Below are 17,543 nucleotides of genomic sequence, written 5' to 3'. Positions count from 1 at the left end.
CCGTCACGCATGCGTGACGGACCTGCTCCCCGAACTGACCGCGACAGCCACCCGGATCGAGTCGGACCTCCACACGGCCGGCCGCTTCACCCGCGTGTCACCGACCTGACCCGCACATCGGAGCGCCCCCCACCGAGTGCTCGCCTGCCTTCGGGTCGGCGAGGGCCTCGCGCACGGCTGCAACCACGGCCTCAGCCCACCACTCCACCTCGATCCGCTACCCTGTCAGGGGCCGCCACCTCGGTGGCGTCCACACCCTTGCCACGATCGGGGCGAATAGTCACTCAGGGTATTCAGCCACGGTTGCACAAGGCCCGCCTTCGTAGCTCAGGGGATAGAGCACCGCTCTCCTAAAGCGGGTGTCGCAGGTTCGAATCCTGCCGGGGGCACAGCCAGAAGGGCCAGCTCAGGAGGGGTTTCCTCCCAGGCTGGCCCTTCGTCGTTTCAGGCGCCGTACCACAGGCGTGCCACCACGTACCCTCGGCGTCCTCTCCGAGGGAGCCTGGGGCCACTCCCCCGCCGCCCCGGATCATGGCCCCAAGGCGGTCCGCGATGGCCCTGTCCCGGTCGCTTGTCATGTGCTGATAGATCAGCGCGGCTCGGGAGCTACTGTGCCCCATCCGCGTCATCAGCTCCCGAGTGCTGGCCCCGGCCGTGGAGGCGAGCGTGTTGCCCGTGTGCCGTAGGTCGTGGAAGTGCAGTTCGGCCGGGAAGGAGACGGAGCGCACCCCTGCGGCGGACTTCGGTGCCTTGTCGAAGAGTCGGCCGTCCTGTAGCTCGGCCTGAGCACGGCGCACGGTGACAGTTCAGTCTCTCCAGGTCGATGTCCCGGCGCCGCAGGGCCGCCAGCTCCCCGAACCGGAGCGTGGTGAAGGCCGCCAGGAGCACGAGCACCCGGTAACGCGGCGCGATGGAGTCGGCGATGGCGAGGACCTCCGCCACCGTGAGGACGGGCCGCTCGGGCACGTCGTAGCGGTCCGCGCCCTTGATCCGGCTGAGTCAGGCTTTGGCGCCGGCCATTACGCTGATGACTCGTTCTCGAATGCTGGCTGCCCAGCAAGCTGACTTGCTGGAGAATCGCTATGCACAACTCCGAGGCCGTGCGAGCACAAGGTGGCGCCGAGGACCACCAGCAGCCATGTGGCGTCCGCGATGCACGACCCACATGTCAAGGGTTTCGCGACCCACCGGAACGCACTCTCCGGAACAAGTTCCCGAAGAACCCACCCGGCTGCAGAACCGCTTGCGCGTGTGCGAGTGCGTCCTGGCTGGCACGTGTGTCCGGATGGTCGGCGCCCAGAACACGAAGGCGGTCGGTGAGGTTTCGCTCGTGGAGGCCAATGGCTTCCACGTACTCCCCAAGTTCCTCGAGCTCGTACGCCAGATCGCTGCGCGCGACAAAGGTGTCGGAATGCTCAGAGCCGAAGACACGCAGACATGCGTCGAGACTCTGCCGTCGGAGCGCGATGGCCCCGTCCTGATCGCCCAGCCCACTCAGCGCAGAGGCCAAACCGGACTGACTGGCAAGCGCATAAGGATGGTCCGCACCGAGAACACGGGTGCACTCATGAAGGTTTTCTCGGAACAGAGCAGCTGCCCGCTGGAACTCCCCGCTGTCTTCGAGCACTCTCGCAAGGCTGTGTCGGCTGCCGAGAGTTTGGTCGTGGTCACGTCCGAACAGCCGGACAGCCGTTTGGTGGTTCTGCTCAAGGAGGGAGAAGGCTTCGTCGAGCTCTCCGGCCGCCCCGAGGGAGACGGCAAGACCATCCCGGCTCGCCAGGGTGTCGGCATGATCAGGCCCCAGGACACGCAGCCGTGCACCGAGGTTCTGCCGGTGCATCCCGACAGCGTCCTGGTGCTGCGACAGGCATCCGAGGGTGATCGCCACGTTGTGGACAGCAGTAAGGGTGTCCGGGTGATCAGGTCCGATCGCTTCGGCCGAGGCTGCCGCCAACATTTCGCTGAGGATCAGCACACGCTCGTGATCACGCTCATGATGCAGCACGTTCGCCAAGGTGGCCACCGCCTGTGCCAGGTTTACGTTCCCGCGGTTCTCGCCCAGCGCTGCGATCACGAGCAAATGAGGGAACAAGTGCCGCGCGACAGAGCGTTCGCTCAATTCTGCCCCCGCGACATCCGCGATCGCCTGGTTAATGCGGCGCGCGAGCGCCGCGTGCCAGGCTTGCAGAGTGTCGGTGCGTTGAGTCAGATCAAGCGCCGTGATCTCACGGACGAGCGGGTGCAGGTCGACGAGCCCTGGCACGGCGGCTCCGCTCGCATCAGTGGGCACCTCCAGCAGGCCATAGACGGACAAGCCGTTGAAGGCGGCATCCACGCCAGACTGAGTGGCCGGCAGGCCAGTCGCCTGCGCGACAAGCTCGGGGGTGACAAATGAGACGGGCACAGGCCCCCAGGCAAGAAACGACAGGAGTCGGAGAACCGGACGGGCGAGGGCAATGCCGTTGTCTGCGAGATGGTCCAGAGACAAGTCCCACGTATGCCGGACGACCGTGCGCGCCGTTTCAGGGTCGGACGCCTGCGGGCTTTCGGCTCCGATGAGGGAGGCGAGTTCCGTTCCGAGAGCCCGGCAGTAGCCCGCAAAAGTGTGGTACCGACTGCTCGGCGCTGCGACGTACTTGGCTGCCGCGCGGAGCGCGAGCGGCAGGCCGCCCAAGCGTTGCGCCAGCAGCTCGGCCTCTGCCTGGCTCCCGGCCTGGGAGGCACCGTCGAGGAGGACCTGGGCACCGTCATGGTCGGGCAGGGGCGCCAGCCTAATGACAGTGGATCCGCCGCCCCATGTCGCCCCGTCAGTCACCCGGCTGGTGATCAGCAGCAGACCTCCCGGCTCGGGACATCGCACCCAGCCGCGGTGGTCGTGCAGCGGACCAGAGCCGGACCGGGCAATGTCGGGATCATCAAGGTTGTCGAGGACGATGAGCCACCGTTTGGCCTTGGCCAGTTGTTCCCACACGGCGTCCGCCAAGCTGACTCGGCCGGCTCGGGCTGATTCCAGTGCTTCCTCTTGCAGGCCGCATGCCACCGCAACCCTGACCATGTGCTCAGCGAGCTCCGACGCGTTCAGAGCAGGAATCCAGAAGACTGGAATCCCCTTCTCCTGAGCCTTCTTGGCCAGAGCGGCAGCCACCGTCGTCTTGCCCATACCGCCTGTGCCCGTCACCACTGCGATTCGGTTCGCCACCCGGGAACGCCGAAGAAGCCGCTGCAGGTTGCTGATGGTGGCTTCGCGACCTCGGACCGGCCTGTCGATGCTGGGGGGACGCAGCGACTCAGCCGCATCGCTCACGATCCTGCTCACAGCAACCGGCCGCCCACCTGACGCACTGGCTTGATCCGTGTCCAAACGCCGCCCCCACAGCTGCAGTACGAGTGCGACGACAGCTAGCCCGCCGAAGACACCCCATACCAACCGCGGATCCTCAGCCCACCCAGGCAGAGATGCGGTGACATAGTTCGTCACCACCGCCAACGCCACCATGACTGCCGCCCCGGCCCCTGCAACAAACGACCCGCGCCGCGCACTCCCGCCCCGCACCAAACCCCCTCCACACGCCTGAACGCACAGCATGCAGCGACATGCACGGCTGCCGCTACGAGTCCCGAAATTCGGCCACGACGGAAAATGGCCAACGACGGGAGGTACTTGCTCGCGTCACTGGCCGTGGCAATGCATACAAACGGACGGTGGAAACACAATCGCCAAGTGGCTGAGCTACTTCGTCGAGGTGTCGCGCCCTTGGTGGCCCGTTGCGACGGCATCGTCCTCTCCAAGCGGGAGCACGATGGCCGGCGGACTTGCCGGACGCTATGGAAGTGTCCTGGTCGGCAGGTCTGGTGGCGCTGGGCCGATCGGCCGAATGAGCCTTTGGAGGCCTGCCCGGTGCCGGAGTTGTTGCGCTGACATCTAACGCTGACATCAACGGCCCCAGACAAGAGCGACACACAACGGTCGCGGACGACACCGACGCACGAAGCGAGGCCTGACCAGGCCGAGGTTAGATCGAACTCCTGAAGCGGGTTTCGCAGGTTCGAATCCTGCCGGGGGCACAGACGAAAGGGCTGGCTCAGGAGGGGGTTTCCTCCCGGGCTGGCCCTTCGTTTAGAAGCGCTCAGCCTGTCGAGTGACGCGCGGAGGAGAGGTTCGGGCTACGAGTTCGATGACACCAGCCGCGTACCAACGAGCGCTCGCAGCATCGCGGTGCCCGTCCACACCGCGGCAAGGTGCAGGAGTGCCGCCAGCGCGAGGCTTTCCGGCAGGGCCGCGTCGGCCGGTTGCGTGACCGCCAGGTACAGGGTGAACGGAAGCTTCCAGCCGCTCCAGGCGAACAACGAGCCCGAGCCGAGCCAGCCGAGCGCCATCGGGCCCCACCGAGGTACTCGTGCGGGCCGGCCTCGGACGGCAGCCCAGGTGGCGGCGGACGCCACGAACGCCCAGAGCCCGAAGACTCCGGACAGTACGTGCCAAGCGAGGTCCCGCTCGCCGCGGTGGGTCACGCCTGCGGTGCCGCCCGCCGCCCAGTACAGCCAGATGAGACCGACGGTGGCGCCGACCACGGCCATCCATGGCGGCACCCTTGGCGTACCCACTCCACCGTCCCCGAGGCGACCCGTGAACGCGTCCGGCCAGCGTCGCCGCAAGTACGTGGGTAGTGCGATGGCCAGACCCAGCCCCATGCCCACAAAGCCGATCTGAACCAGCGCGGCCTCCCAGCCCGGCATCGACGGGCCCGCGTCACCCTCACTCTTCGGATTGCCATCCGCCGAGCCCAGCAGCGAACTGAGGACGGCGTACGGCAACACCGGGACGAGGAAGCCCGTGCCCACCCAAGCGCAGAAAACCAACGGAGCTCCCGGTAGGCGCATCCCCCAGGGCCGTACCAGCGCGAGCGCCACCGCGATACCGGTCCCTGCCATACCGATCGTTGCGCTGTTGAGCACCACCCACTCCACCTTGCCGAACCCGGCCCCGGCCGGCAGCAGCCCCAGGAGCGAACCGACCACCCACGACACCTTGATCAGCAAGTACGGCGTCAGTGCCAGTGCTGCCCCGTACGCCGCGACGCTCCCGGCCCGATCCCACCGATCCACCTGAACTCCTTCTCCGACCCCGCCACTCAGGCCCGCGCATGCACGTTCCGGGGCGCGCGGCGCTTCCAGTACGCGACGGTCAGTACCGCCAGCAGCGGACCCCACAGGATCAGCGGCGCGTAGCAGACGTAGAACCAGGCGGTCTCCCATCCGCCCGCCTCGCTGGGGGAGTTGGCGGGCAGGTCGTCACCTCGGATCGTGGTGCCCATGACCTGGGTGACAAGGGACAGGACGGTGATGAGCGTGAGGATCGTGGCACCGATGGCTGCCGGGATCACCGTTGCCTTCGTCGGGACACGGCGGCCCTGCAGGAAAGGCATCCAGCGCGGGAACACCTCGCCCCAACCGGCGATCAGCCCGATCGCCGTGAACGCAAGGGCTTCGGAGAGGATCGACAGGAGGACGATGTACGCCTTCTCGCCGAGCCCGGTTCCATCGTCGAACACGGCCGGCAGGCGCCAGATGCTGGAGGGCAGGACGGCTGACGGCACGGCATAGGCCACTAGTTGCATCCGCCGAGATACTCCGGCAGCGGGCTTGTGGGCCGCCTGCCATGCGGCGCGGAGCCGCCCGGGGCGAGCGGCTGCGGTGTCCTCGACGTGTGGGAACGGCTGCATGCGCGGTCCTCGGTTTCGGTGACTGGTGGTCGGCCGGTTTCGATGACGAGAGTCGCAGGCACAGGGGCCGCCGAGGATCGATCCGTGGGTCGAAGTCGGTTCCGCCGTCGGGACGAGGGAACATGCGACCAAAGGATGGCGTAGGAGTGTCGGCTCCACCCATCGAACTCCTAAAGCCCCCGGAATGCGACCACTTGAATGCACTCCCGCCACTCAAGCAAATTCAGTAATGCCGCATTCATGTTAACTATTACCCGAAAGAGCTAATTGGGGGATCGCGCCGGTCCTGAACGGGCATCGCACCATCACGGAGAGAGCGGGGCGCGATCAATTGCTGATGCCCGGATGAGGAGGGGGGATGGCCGGCCGTCGTGCAGCCAACGACTCCCTTCGGATGCTGCTCTCCACAGCCGGCTGGACGTACGAGGCCCTGGCCCGGAGCGTTAATGCGCTCGGTGCCGAGAACGGCATGCGTCTGTGCTATGACCGCACCTCGGTGGCCCACTGGCTGGCGGGGTCGGTTCCCCGGCCCCGCACCCGGGAGTTGATTGCCGAGGCGTTCACTCGCAGACTGCGCCGCCCCGTGGCTCTCGCCGAGCTCGGGATGGGGGATTCCGCTCCCGACGTGCTGAGCGACGTTCCGTACGGCGGGGCGATCGCCGAGAGGAAGACGCACGCGGTGGCGTATCTGGCCGCGCTGTGCGGGATGGACGTCGATCCGGCGCGCCAGCGCCTGGTGCACCAGTCCGTCTACAGCGTCAGGGGACTTGACGTGCCGGTGTGGCCGGAGAGCAGTCAGGACTGCTGCTCCGCGCGGCGGCCGACGGCAAACGGGCCCACGGGCGCGGAGGACTTCGAGAGCCTGCGGGCTGCCGTGGACTTCTTCCACCGCGCAGGCGACTTCGGCGGACGCCACGCTCGTTCGGCCCTGGTGTCCTACCTTCACGACGATGTCGTTCCCCGATTGCACGCGGAAAGCCGCGAGAGCACGCACCTCCGGCTGCTGACGGAGGCGGCTCGGCTGGTGCACGTGCTTGCGCGCATGTACGTCGACGACGTGAAGAACGGCGCGGCGCAGCAGTACCACCGCGCCGCTCTCCTTCTGGCCGCCGAGGCCTCGGACCGTACGACGTATGCCGTCGTGCTGCGGAGCATGAGCGCCCACGCCCTCGACCTCGGGCACCACCGCGTGGCCCTGCGCCTGTCGGAGGCCGCCGTCGGCACCGCCCCCGCTGACGCCCCTCCTGAGGTCCGGGCCTCCTTGCTGTCCCAACTCGCGCTCACGCAGGCCACGATGGGGGATCGCTGCCGGGCGACCGCCTCCCTGGCCACGGCGGAACGGCATCAGCACCAGGTGCCCGCTCCCGCCACGACAGGCCATGACCCGCAGGTGTTCCGCTCCTCCTGGGCCTGTCTCGCCTTCCGGAAGGGGCGGACGCTGGCGGCCCTGGGCGACCGTGCGGCAGCGATCGCCGCTCTGCGTCTGTCCGTGGAGTACTGCCCGGCGACCGCGTACCTGTCCCGGGCGCTCGCCCACGCGGAGCTCGCTCGGCTGCTCCTCGGCTGTGGCCGGCTGGAGGAGTCCTGTGCGGCATGTCACCGGTTCCTCGACGACCACCTGCACCTGCGGTCCGGCCGGGCCGACCGGATCCTGGCCGAACTGCGCGGAGGCCTGCGGGTCCACGCGGCCCACCCTCCGGTCAGGGCCCTGCTGCGCCGCGTCGAAAAGGCCGTGGAGCGGCCGTGATGAACGCCGGTGTCATGGACGCGGGGTGCGCGCGCCGCCGCAGCGTCGCGGACCAGCGCACAACACGTTCAACACGCAAGGGAGCCGAGGCCCGCTTGATGGCCTTTGGGGACGTGAACTTATGAAGAGGCGCCAGATTCCGGACCGCAGGAGCAGAGAGGTTCCGTGCCATGGCAAGAAGCCGATCCAGGCGGAGGCGTAATCGCCGTTCCAGCATCAGCTGCTATCTGAGGGACATCGTCGAGGCCACCGAGGACTTCGTCGACGATGTGCTGGACGACGCCGACGAGTTCGAGTGCGACATCCGCCACAGTCTGAGCAAGGCCCTGGACGACGACTGCGACGACGGCGATGACGATGACGACTGCCGCCGCGATCGCGGTCGTGACCGGGATCCTGCTCGTGACCGGGCCCGTGACCAGGTCCGCCACGAGCGGGAGCGGGACCGGCGGGAGGTCGCCGAACTGAGGGCCGAACTCGCCGATCTCAAGGGCAGGATCGCGAGGATGGCCCCGGAACAACGGTAGGCGTGGTGAGCCCGTCCGGTCGTCGTCACACAGAGAGAGGCGGGCACACGTGCATGGGAGCGGCCGAGGCCGTCTGGTGGCACGCACCCTGGGTGACCTGATCGGGCGGGAGGCCACGCACACCTTCCGGCCGCGTCGCCGGCCCGCCGGAGACCGGCCGGACGTCGGGGAGCGGCGTGCCCGGAGCGTGCGGCAGGCCCTGGAAAGCCTCGGCCCGTTCTACATCAAGGTCGGGCAGATGCTGGCCACCCGCCCCGACTTCGTCCCTCCTGCGATGATCAGCGAGTTCGAGAAGCTCCACGACCAGGTGTCACCGGCTCCCTTCCGCACCTTCGAGCCGGTGCTGGCACAGGAGTTGGGCCCCGGCTGGCGGCAAAGCTTCAGGGACATCGACACCACACAGCCGTTGGGGACCGCTTCCCTGGCTCAGGTCTATCGAGGCGTCCTCCCCGACGGCGAGCAGGTCGCGGTCAAGATCCAGCGGCCCGGCGTCCGGGAGGTCATGGAAAAGGACATGGCCCTGCTCCACAGGGTGTCCCGCTTCGCGGCGAAGCGCATGCCCCGGTTCAACGACGTCATCGACATCGAGGCCATGCTCTCGGTGGTCTTCGACGCGATGCGCCCCGAACTGGACTTCGTGCTGGAGGCCCGCAACATGGAGCGCGCACGGGAAGTCGCCCAGGATTTTGAGCACATCGCCGTTCCGCGGGTGATCAGCGCGACGCCGCGCGTCCTGGTGCAGAGCCTGGCGCCCGGCCGTCCCATCCGGGAGGCCGACCGGGACGCCTTCTCGGTGCGGGAACGGCAGGACATCGGCCGCGAACTGCTGGCCTTCATGTATCGCGGCTACTTCGTCGACCGCGTCTTCCACGCCGACCCGCATCCGGGCAACATCTTCGTGCACCCCGGGGAGAAAGCGACGATCATCGACTGGGGAATGGTCGGGCGCATCGACCGTCCCATGAGCAACAGCATTCTGCTGCTCCTGCTCAACCTGTCGATGAACGACGGCGCCGGAACGGCCCGGGCCTGGATCGACATGGGCAGTTGTACCGCGTGGACGCAGGCCGCCGCGTTCGCCGACGACATGGCGGCGCTGGTGCCGAAGATCGCCACCGCGTCCCTGGAGGAACTCGACTTCGGCGTCACCCTGACCGCCGTCCTCCAGCACTCCACGCGGCGCGGCATCCGGACCAGCCCGATGGTGTCCATCCTGGGCAAGTCCTTCGCCAACATCGAGGGGTCGATCCGCCACCTGTGCCCGGAGCTCTCCCTCGTCGACGTGTTCTCCGAGGAACTGTCCGGCATCGTCACCGACCTCCTCAGGGAGTCCTTCTCCGCCGAGCAGGTCATGCGCACGGTCCTGGAGGTCGTCGCCGGGGGCGCCGCGGCGTCGCAACAACTGCGCGGGGTCGCCCGCGACCTCGCGAACCGTGACCTGGGCATGCGGGTGGCGATGGACGAAGGGCCTTTGGCGGGAGGCCGGACGGGATTTCACCTGGGCCCGAAAGAAATGGCTCTGGCGCTCGGCGCCCTGGCGGTCGGACGTCACCGAAGAAAACCGGGATGAGGCTCGACTGATTCAACTCCTTCAACAACGCCTGAGCTTCCGAATTCTTCCGTGAGCACGACAGGAACAATTCAATGGAACCATGTCGCTGACTTCCGTCACCCCGACATTCCATGCCCGGAACCGCTGCGCGAGTGCGGCAGCTCGGAACTGGTGACGGTGGAGGACAACACCCCCAGCCCCCTGTGGAGCGCATGATGGCCGTAGACCTCGGCACGCCCACCGTCCCAGCCGCCCCCGCGCGGCGCCCCAGCCGGAGACTCATGGTCGGTTCCGTGGCCGTCGGAGGCGGCGCCCCGGTCTCCGTGCAGTCGATGACCACCACTGTCACCGCGGACATCGGCGCCACGCTCCAGCAGATCGCCGAGTTGACCGCCGCCGGCTGCGAGATCGTCCGGGTGGCCTGCCCGTCCCAGGACGACGCCGACGCGCTGCCGGTCATCGCCAGGAAGTCCCGGATCCCGGTGATCGCCGACATCCACTTCCAGCCCAGGTACGTCTTCGCGGCCATCGACGCCGGCTGCGCGGCGGTGCGGGTCAACCCGGGCAACATCCGGCAGTTCGACGACAAGGTCAAGGAGATCGCCAGAGCAGCCGCGGACGCGGGCGTGCCCATCCGCATCGGCGTCAACGCCGGCTCGCTGGACGGGCGACTGCTCGCCAAGTACGGCAAGGCCACCCCCGAGGCGCTGGTGGAGTCCGCGCTGTGGGAGTGCGCGCTGTTCGAGGAGCACGGCTTCCGCGACATCAAGCTCTCGGTCAAGCACCACGACCCCCGAACGGTGATCGCCGCCTACCGGCTCCTCGCCCGCTCCTGCGACTACCCACTGCACCTGGGGGTGACCGAGGCCGGGCCGGCCTTCCAGGGCACCGTCAAGTCCGCCGTCGCCTTCGGAGTGCTGCTGGCCGAGGGCATCGGCGACACCATCCGCGTCTCGCTGTCGGCGCCTCCCGTGGAGGAGGTCAAGGCCGGTGAGCAGATCCTGCAGTCCCTGGGTCTGCGCCCCCGCCACCTGGAGATCGTCTCCTGCCCCTCCTGCGGCCGCGCCCAGGTGGACGTCTACCGGCTCACCGACCAGGTGACGGCGGCCTTCGACGGCTTTCCGCATCCGCTGCGCGTCGCCGTCATGGGCTGTGTCGTCAACGGCCCCGGCGAGGCCCGTGAGGCCGACCTCGGTGTCGCCTCCGGCAACGGCAAGGGCCAGATCTTCGTCAAGGGCCGGGTCGTCAGGACCGTCCCCGAGTCGAAGATCGTGGAAACCCTGCTGGAGGAGGCCCTCCGCCTCACCGGGGAGACGTCATGACCGCTGTCGTGGACCACTCCCTGGGCCTCGACGACGTACCGGCGGCCGTCGAGGCGGCCCTGGCGGAGTTCCTGGACGGCAAGGCCCACACCGGCGCCGGCCTGCGCCAGTTCACCGAACTGCTGCGCGGCCTGCTGGGTGCGGGCGGCAAGCGGCTGCGCCCGGTCCTGTGCTGCTGCGGCTGGCTGGCGGCGGGCGGAGGGGATCCGGCACCGGTCGTGCCCGCAGCCGCCTCACTGGAGCTCTTCCACATGTTCGCCCTCATCCACGACGACATCATGGACCGCAGCGACACCCGGCGCGGGCGCCCCACCGTCCACCGCGCCCTGGCCGACCGCGCGCCCGGCCGCCCCGACCTGACGGACGCCGAACGCTTCGGGGTCAACGGCGCGATCCTGGTCGGCGACCTCGCCATGGTCTGGTCCGACGAACTCCTCCACTCCAGCGGACTGTCCGCCGACCGGCTGGCCGCCGCCCGTCCCGTGCTGGACGCGATGCGCAGCGAGCTCATGTACGGCCAGTACCTCGACCTGCTCGTCAGTACGGACCTCGACAGCGGCTTGGAGGCGTCGCTGACCGTCGCCCGGTACAAGACGGCCAAGTACACCGTGGAGCGCCCCCTGCAACTGGGCGCCGCCCTGGCCGGCGGGGACGAGCAGACGCACGAGGCGTGCAGTGCCTACGGCCTTCCGCTCGGCGAGGCGTTCCAGTTGCGCGACGACGTGCTCGGCGTCTTCGGCGACCCCGGCGTGACGGGAAAACCGTGCCTGGACGACCTGCGCGAGGGCAAGCACACCGCGCTGCTGGCCATCGCCCTGCGGCAGGCCGGCCCGGCCCAGGCCCGTACGCTGCGGGCGCTGGTGGGCGATGCCCGTCTCGACGAGGACGGCGCCGCCGTCGTCCGCGGCATCCTGCGGGACACCGGCGCGCTCGACACCGTCGAGCGCATGATCCACGCACGCTGCCGGCAGGCCGTCGACTCCCTCGACCGGTCCCCGTTTCCCCCCGCCGTCCGGGCCGCGCTGACCCGGCTCGCCACCGCCGCCACCGTGAGGACCTCATGACGCTCCCCGGCACTTCCCCCCGCCACCCCGCCGATCCGCCCGGGACCGCACGCGCCGAGGAACGGCAGCACTTCGCCCGGTCCGAACCTCCTCCGTTCGAACTTCCTCCATCCGAACTCCCGCCGTTCTACTGCCCGATCGAACCCGCCATCCACCCCGAGGTCGACGAGGTCGAGCGGCGGTCCGTCGACTGGATCGACCGGCTCGGCTTCTGCCGCACTCCGGCGGAGCGCGCGTGGGTGCTCGGCAGCAACAGCGCCGAGTTCTACGCCCGGTTCGCCCCCGAGGCCGACGTCGAGCGCCTCTGGCTTGCCGCCTGCTGGGTGTACTGGGGCTTCGCCATCGACGACGCGCGCTGCGACGAGGGGACGCTGAGTACGGACCCGGCCGCGTTCTCCACCATGGCGGGACGGGTGCAGCGCGCGCTGGAGATCCCGGGCCCGCGCCGCTTCGACGACCCCTACGCCGCGGCGATCCACGACCTCGGCGAGCGTTTCCGGGCCTGCGCCACCCCCGTCCAGGTGCGGCGCTTCCAGCAGGCGCACCGCGCCTGGCTGGCCGGAGTCCAGTGGCAGGTCGGCAACCGCTCCCGCGGGCACATGCCGGCACTCGACGACTACGTCACCATGCGCCTGCACTCCGCCGGTGGTGAACCCACCTACGCGATGCTGGAGATCGCCAACGGTGCCGAGGTGCCCGCCCGCGAGATGGACTCACCGGCGGTCTGCGCCCTGACCGAGATGGCGATCCTGGTCGCCGCCCTGGACAACGACCGGCACTCCCTCGCCAAGGAGGCCGGCCGCCACCAGGCCGAGCAGAACATCTTCGCCGTGCTGATGCGGCAGGACGGCACCCCGCCCGCCCGCGCGGCGCAGGACGCCGTCGCCCTGCGCGACCGGGTGCTGCGCCGCTTCCTCGACCTGCGCGAGCGCGTCCTGCCCCGGGCGAGCGGCGAACTGCGCCGCTACCTCACCGACCTCGGGCACGGTATCCGCGGCAACATCGAGTGGGGACTGCGCGTACCGCGCTACCTCAGCCTCGGCAGCGCCACCGCGGGCCCGGGCGAGGTGACCCCGCCGGAACGCATCCCCTGGGCCGAGCATCCGCTGGACACCAGCGACGAACCGCCGCCCCTGCCGTCCCTCACCTGGTGGTGGGACGACCTCGCGTTCTGAGGGCGTGTGCCCTCCGCTGCTGCCCACTCCGCCCACAAGCGACGGCCACACACGCCGCAATCACCCGTCCGAGGGATCGTCACCCCTGTCTGAGCCGCTCAAAAGACCTCCTGACGAAAATGACGCCACTATGGGCGCAAGCAGGAAGCCCGCACCGCCGGACAGCCTTGGTGCAAGGTCGGTGGGGCGGGCACTGAGTACCAGGAGGTACCGCTGTGTGTGTGACTCCAACTCGCTCTGCACTGGCAATCGCTCGCCCGAGGAACTGGGCGGCCCTGCTCATCGTCATCGTGATCGTCTATGCACCGGCGGCACCGGTCCAGGACATCCTCACCAGTCTCATCGCCCTGTCAGCGGTGCTCGTCTCGGGCTCGGCGGTACAGGCCGTAGCAGGGGGCCGGCCGGGGGCGGCCGCCTGAGCTCGGAAACCAGGTTCGGTCGGGCCCTGTTGCCGTTCGGCTAGCCGAGCCCGTCCGCTCCTCCTTCCAGCCACACCCGCAGGTGCGAGGGACGCCCCGCATCCATGTGCACCGTGTTCGTCGCCACGGCCGTGCGGCGGGCCGTGGCCTCCGGTTCGCCCGTGAGCAACTCCGGTGTCTCCCAGGAGCGGTGGAAGCGGCAGCGGACGATGCCGTCGGTGAGGTTCATGGCGAAGCCGTGCGGATAGTCGGCGTTGGGCGGGTGGACGTCGATCAGCTTGATGGTGAAGTCGGTGTCCGGGGCCGAAGTGGAGATGTGGAGTATCGCCGAGACCGGACCGGCCAGGACCACGTCCCGTTCCAGTGGGGGCGTGGTCAGGCTGATCACGTCGGGGCGGGAATCCAGGGGGAGATAGGGTTCGCGGGCTCCGTGGACCCGGGCGTCCGGGGCGTTCTGGTCGTAGGCCCCGCCCGTCATCACCGGCTCGCCCGAGGTGACTTGGCCGCCCATGGTGGGGACCGGGTCGCGCGGGTCGGAGTCATAGGTCACCGACGCGTCGGTCACGGTGGGCGGGGTCGGGGTGCGCCCCCTCGTTCTCGTGCCGTCCGCCCGGGTGCGGCCCCATCTGACCGTCAAGAGCGAGTACCCGTGGGGTGTGGTGGTGCAGTACGCGGTGCTCGGCACCACCCCGGCCGCACAGCTGACCCTGCGGGATCTGCATCACCGGCTGATGGCACTGACCTCGCCCGCCCGGATGGAGCTGTGCCGTCATCTGCTGGGCGAACCCATCACCACCTCGGAGCTCGCCGCCCGGCTCGGCTCCAGCGAGCCACAGGTCTCCCGCGCCCTGCGCACCCTGCGGGACGCGGGACTGGTGCACTCCACCCGCGACGGCAAACGGGTGCGGCACCGACTCGCCACGGACGTCGTCCAGCGGCTGGGCCACGATGTCCTCGCAACCGTGGCTCGGTGAACCGACGAGGGAAGCCCTAGGGTCCCGTGATGGCCTGGGGCTCGGGCAGCCAGTCATGGGCCGGGTCGTACTCCAGCCAGCGGTGGCGGCCGGCCTCTGCCGTGAAAGTGCTCGACAGCTCGCGCAGCAGTGGGTGCCCGTCGTTGTCGCGCCACAGCAGTGACCAGGCGTACAGGGGTGTCGGGTTCACCAGCGGAACGGACCGGATCCCGGGGACCCGGGGAAGCGGCACGTCGGACGGGATGAGGGAAAAGCGGCGCGCGTCCGCGGTCAGGCCGGCGAGGAAGTGGTCGAGGCCCAGGTTGGGGGCTTCGGCGTGGGCGCGGATGCCGAACTGCTCGGCGAAGCGGCGCAGGAAGTCGAGCCGGTCCAGCGCCCCAGGGGTCCACAGCACACTGTCCCGCAGCTGTTCGGGACACAGCGCGGGCTCGGACGCGAGCGGATGGGTCTCGGGGAGGGTGACATCCACGGGCTCCAGGCGCACCAGCCGATGTGTCAGTCCGGCCGGCAGGGGCGGATGGACCCGCCCGAAGCCCGCGTCGATGTCACCGTGCAGCAGTGCGGCCGCCACCGAGGGCAGATCACGGCCGTGTCCGAGTTCCAGAGGCAGCTCGCCGGTCCGCGTCGCGACCTGGGCGAGTGCCCGCATCGGCGCGTACAGGTGGCCCCAGACGTCGACCCGTAGCGGACGGCGCTCGCCCCGCACTGCGGCCAGGGCCTGCTCCGCGATGGCCAGCGTCTGCCGGGCCGGTCCCAGGAAGCGCCGCCCGGCGTCGGTGAGCTGCACCCCTTGGCCACTGCGCAGGAACAGGTCGGTGCCGAGCTGGGACTCCAGCCGCGCGATCCTTTTGGACAGCCCTTGCTGCGAGATCGACAGTGCCTCGGCCGCCCGTCCGAAGTGCAGCTCCTGTGCGGCGAGTACGAAGGCGCGAACGTGCGCCAAGTCGAGATCCACGCCTGTCACCGTAGGCGACAACCAAGCGTTGTGGGCGTTTCCTTTCTCTTGTTGGATGGCCCGGCAGCGCCGCCCGTTTCATGGAGCGCATGCAGAGACTGATCCCCACGGGGAACCCGGCGCGTCCGGTCGCGTTCGCGGAGGACACCCAGCCCGTCCCGGAGCCGGACGAGGCATTGATCAAGGTGGAGGCGTTCGCGCCGAACCGGGGCGAGACGTTCCTCCTGGAGCAACCGAGACCGGGGCTGCTTCCCGGTAAGGATGTCGCCGGCCTGGTGGTGCAGGCCGCGGCCGACGGCTCCGGTCCGCAGACCGGCGCCCGAGTGGTGGGGCATCCGGCGCAGGGCGGGTGGGCCGAGTACGCCGCGGTGCCCACGCACTCGCTCGCGGTCCTGCCCGACGGCGTCGGCGCCGTTCAGGCCGCGGCCCTGCCGCTGGCCGGGATCACCGCGCTTCGGCTGCTTCGTACGGCCGGCAGCGTGGTGGGGCGGCGGGTCCTGGTGACCGGTGCGTCGGGCGGTGTCGGCCACTACGTGACAGAGCTGGCGGCAGCCGCAGGGGCGCAGGTCACCGTGGTGACCGCCACGTCGTCACGCGGCGAGCGGCTGTGCGAGCTGGGGGCGGCGGAGGTGGTGCACGAAGTGACCGAGGCGCAGGGGCCGTTCGACGTGGTGCTGGAATCCACTGGCGGCGCCCATCTGCCGGCCGCTCTGTCGAAGCTGGTACCGGGCGGCACGCTGATCTGGTTCGGGCAGGCCTGCCGCACTCCGGTGACTCTCGACTTCTTCGACCTCCTCGCCGGTCCCGAGGGGGCCACGATCCGCCACTTCCACTACGCCGGTGCGCCCTACGGGCCCGACCTGGCCACCTTGGTGCGGCTGGTGGACGGCGGGCGGCTGCATCCGGAGATCGGCCGCGTCGCCGGCTGGGGGCAGACCGCGCAGGCACTGGTGGATCTGCGGGAACGCCGGATTCGGGGCAAGGCCGTCCTCACGACGGGAACCGTGCGATGAGCGCCGCCGAATCCGCCGCGGAATACGCCGCCGCATTTGCCGCCGCCCAGATGACGCGCGCCACGGGGGCCGGGCTCGACCCGCACGAGTACCTGCGCGTCACCGGCGAACTGGCATCCGTCGACGGCTGGTGTGAGGCATTCGTCGGTACCGCGCAGCAGCACGTCGCCCGAGCGAAGCGGGCTGCCTCAGCCATATCGGCGGGCGAGCACCATCAGGTGGCGGCACGCTGGTTCCACATCGCGACCCTCGCACCACATCGGGACCAGGCCCTGGCCGCGGCTGAGGCGGATCGGGCCATGGGCCGTGCGCTGGCCCTCCTGGAGCCCGGTGCCCGCAGGGTCGAGGGGCCGGGCTTCACCGGCTGGCTGCGCGGTCCCGCCGACGCGGCGGCCACGGTGGTCGTCGTCCCCGGCCTGGACTCCGGTAAGGAGGAGTTCCATACCGTCACCTCGGCCCTGCTGCACAGGGGCGTGGCAGTGTTCACGATGGACGGGCCCGGCCAGGGCGTACTCGCGGCCACCACCACCGTGCGGCCGGACTACCACCGGGTGATCGGCCGGGTCGTCGACGCGCTCGGTGTCGACCGGGTCGGGCTCATCGGGCTCAGCCTGGGTGGCTACTACGTCGCGGAAAGCGCCGCCCACGAACCTCGGGTGGCCGCTGCCGCCACCGTCAGCGGCCCCTTCCGCCTCGACTGGGACACCGCCCCGCCCTTCGTGCGGGACGTCCTCACCCGTCGGGCCGGAGGCCCCGGGGCCGCCCGCGACTTCGTCCGCCACATCGACCTGTCGGCGGCGGCACCGCGTATCGCCTGCCCGCTCCTGGTCGTGGACGGCGGCCGCGACGTCATCCCCGGCGTGACCAACGGAGAGCCGCTGGCCCGCCTGGCGCCGCACGGCGAGTACCAGCTCGTCCCGCACGGCGATCACCTCCTGGGCAATGCCCGGCCCGACTGGCTGCCCACCGCCGCCGACTGGCTTTGCGGAGCACTCACTCGCCGGTAGGACGACCCGATCCCGGCACCCGGCACCCGGCACGGTGGGGGTGGCGGGTGCCGGGATCGGGTCGT

Annotated in this window: 15 protein-coding genes, 2 tRNA genes and 1 pseudogene; 12 read left to right on the top strand and 6 right to left on the bottom strand. The window is 69.7% G+C overall.

Translation table 11 applies throughout. The annotated features are described in order from the left end of the window. Positions 1-316 precede the first annotated feature (316 nt). A tRNA-Arg gene (locus tag CCL05_RS21320) sits at positions 317-389 on the top strand. Between the two features lie 111 nt (positions 390-500). Here the strand turns inward: CCL05_RS21320 and CCL05_RS46320 are convergent. Together CCL05_RS46320 and CCL05_RS21310 are read right to left on the bottom strand one after the other, a co-directional pair. Further along, a pseudogene (locus tag CCL05_RS46320) lies at positions 501-993 on the bottom strand (site-specific integrase); the annotation flags it as partial. A gap of 175 nt (positions 994-1,168) precedes the next feature. After that, the gene (locus tag CCL05_RS21310; protein ID WP_158102472.1) at positions 1,169-3,316 is read right to left on the bottom strand and encodes a tetratricopeptide repeat protein; all 2,148 of its coding nucleotides are present in this window, start codon (positions 3,314-3,316) and stop codon (positions 1,169-1,171) included. Between the two features lie 680 nt (positions 3,317-3,996). Between CCL05_RS21310 and CCL05_RS44860 the strand changes: the two genes are divergently transcribed. Next, positions 3,997-4,065 (top strand) — tRNA-Phe (locus CCL05_RS44860). A gap of 99 nt (positions 4,066-4,164) precedes the next feature. Here CCL05_RS44860 and CCL05_RS21300 read toward each other — a convergent pair. Further along, complete coding sequence (locus CCL05_RS21300) at positions 4,165-5,106, bottom strand: hypothetical protein (RefSeq protein ID WP_086562083.1); 942 nt, start codon at positions 5,104-5,106, stop codon at positions 4,165-4,167. 26 nt (positions 5,107-5,132) lie between these two features. Continuing rightward, positions 5,133-5,723, bottom strand: coding sequence for a hypothetical protein (locus tag CCL05_RS21295; protein WP_086562082.1), 591 nt, complete (start codon positions 5,721-5,723; stop codon positions 5,133-5,135). Between the two features lie 358 nt (positions 5,724-6,081). Here CCL05_RS21295 and CCL05_RS21290 point away from each other — a divergent pair, with 358 nt between their 5' ends. The 7 genes from CCL05_RS21290 to CCL05_RS47155 all read left to right on the top strand — a co-directional run bounded on the left by CCL05_RS21290 (position 6,082) and on the right by CCL05_RS47155 (position 13,529). Further along, on the top strand, positions 6,082-7,470 hold the full coding sequence (locus tag CCL05_RS21290) for an NsdA family TPR-like regulatory protein (RefSeq protein WP_086562081.1): 1,389 nt from the start codon (positions 6,082-6,084) through the stop codon (positions 7,468-7,470). 170 nt (positions 7,471-7,640) lie between these two features. Continuing rightward, positions 7,641-7,997 (top strand): hypothetical protein, encoded by a 357-nt coding sequence (locus CCL05_RS21285; protein ID WP_086562080.1) that lies wholly within the window; start codon positions 7,641-7,643, stop codon positions 7,995-7,997. Between the two features lie 76 nt (positions 7,998-8,073). Then, complete coding sequence (locus CCL05_RS21280; protein WP_244204346.1) at positions 8,074-9,567, top strand: ABC1 kinase family protein; 1,494 nt, start codon at positions 8,074-8,076, stop codon at positions 9,565-9,567. Between the two features lie 194 nt (positions 9,568-9,761). Continuing rightward, positions 9,762-10,871, top strand: a complete 1,110-nt coding sequence (ispG, locus tag CCL05_RS21275) for a flavodoxin-dependent (E)-4-hydroxy-3-methylbut-2-enyl-diphosphate synthase (protein WP_086562079.1) — start codon at positions 9,762-9,764, stop codon at positions 10,869-10,871. Further along, positions 10,868-11,935, top strand: a complete 1,068-nt coding sequence (locus CCL05_RS21270) for a polyprenyl synthetase family protein (RefSeq protein ID WP_086562078.1) — start codon at positions 10,868-10,870, stop codon at positions 11,933-11,935. The genes ispG and CCL05_RS21270 overlap by 4 nt, the downstream gene beginning before the upstream one ends. Continuing rightward, the gene (locus CCL05_RS21265) at positions 11,932-13,110 is read left to right on the top strand and encodes a terpene synthase family protein (RefSeq protein ID WP_208641586.1); all 1,179 of its coding nucleotides are present in this window, start codon (positions 11,932-11,934) and stop codon (positions 13,108-13,110) included. The genes CCL05_RS21270 and CCL05_RS21265 overlap by 4 nt, the downstream gene beginning before the upstream one ends. Before the next feature lie 290 nt (positions 13,111-13,400). After that, a complete protein-coding gene (locus tag CCL05_RS47155) occupies positions 13,401-13,529 on the top strand; it encodes a hypothetical protein (RefSeq protein WP_279629944.1) in 129 nt (42 codons plus the stop codon). A gap of 40 nt (positions 13,530-13,569) precedes the next feature. On the opposite strand, the gene CCL05_RS21255 is transcribed toward CCL05_RS47155, so the two are convergent. Continuing rightward, positions 13,570-14,094, bottom strand: coding sequence for a CocE/NonD family hydrolase C-terminal non-catalytic domain-containing protein (locus tag CCL05_RS21255; protein WP_244204345.1), 525 nt, complete (start codon positions 14,092-14,094; stop codon positions 13,570-13,572). 16 nt (positions 14,095-14,110) lie between these two features. Here CCL05_RS21255 and CCL05_RS21250 point away from each other — a divergent pair, with 16 nt between their 5' ends. Continuing rightward, positions 14,111-14,503, top strand: coding sequence for an ArsR/SmtB family transcription factor (locus CCL05_RS21250; protein WP_244204344.1), 393 nt, complete (start codon positions 14,111-14,113; stop codon positions 14,501-14,503). Positions 14,504-14,519: 16 nt separating this feature from the next. On the opposite strand, the gene CCL05_RS21245 is transcribed toward CCL05_RS21250, so the two are convergent. Continuing rightward, positions 14,520-15,458 carry a LysR family transcriptional regulator gene (locus CCL05_RS21245; protein WP_086562076.1) on the bottom strand — a complete coding sequence of 313 codons (939 nt, stop codon included), beginning with the start codon at positions 15,456-15,458 and terminating at the stop codon, positions 14,520-14,522. A gap of 89 nt (positions 15,459-15,547) precedes the next feature. Between CCL05_RS21245 and CCL05_RS21240 the strand changes: the two genes are divergently transcribed. Together CCL05_RS21240 and CCL05_RS21235 are read left to right on the top strand one after the other, a co-directional pair. Continuing rightward, entirely contained in the window at positions 15,548-16,471 is a 924-nt protein-coding gene (locus CCL05_RS21240; protein WP_086562075.1) for a zinc-binding dehydrogenase, read from the top strand. After that, complete coding sequence (locus tag CCL05_RS21235) at positions 16,468-17,478, top strand: alpha/beta hydrolase family protein (RefSeq protein WP_086562074.1); 1,011 nt, start codon at positions 16,468-16,470, stop codon at positions 17,476-17,478. Before CCL05_RS21240 ends, CCL05_RS21235 begins: the two co-directional genes overlap by 4 nt. Positions 17,479-17,543: the final 65 nt, after the last annotated feature.

Origin of the sequence: Streptomyces africanus (assembly GCF_002150735.1) — a bacterium.
Taxonomy (GTDB): domain Bacteria; phylum Actinomycetota; class Actinomycetes; order Streptomycetales; family Streptomycetaceae; genus Streptomyces; species Streptomyces africanus.
The sequence above is the reverse complement of the archived record's forward strand: the minus strand, read 5'-3'. Positions and strand labels throughout refer to the sequence as shown.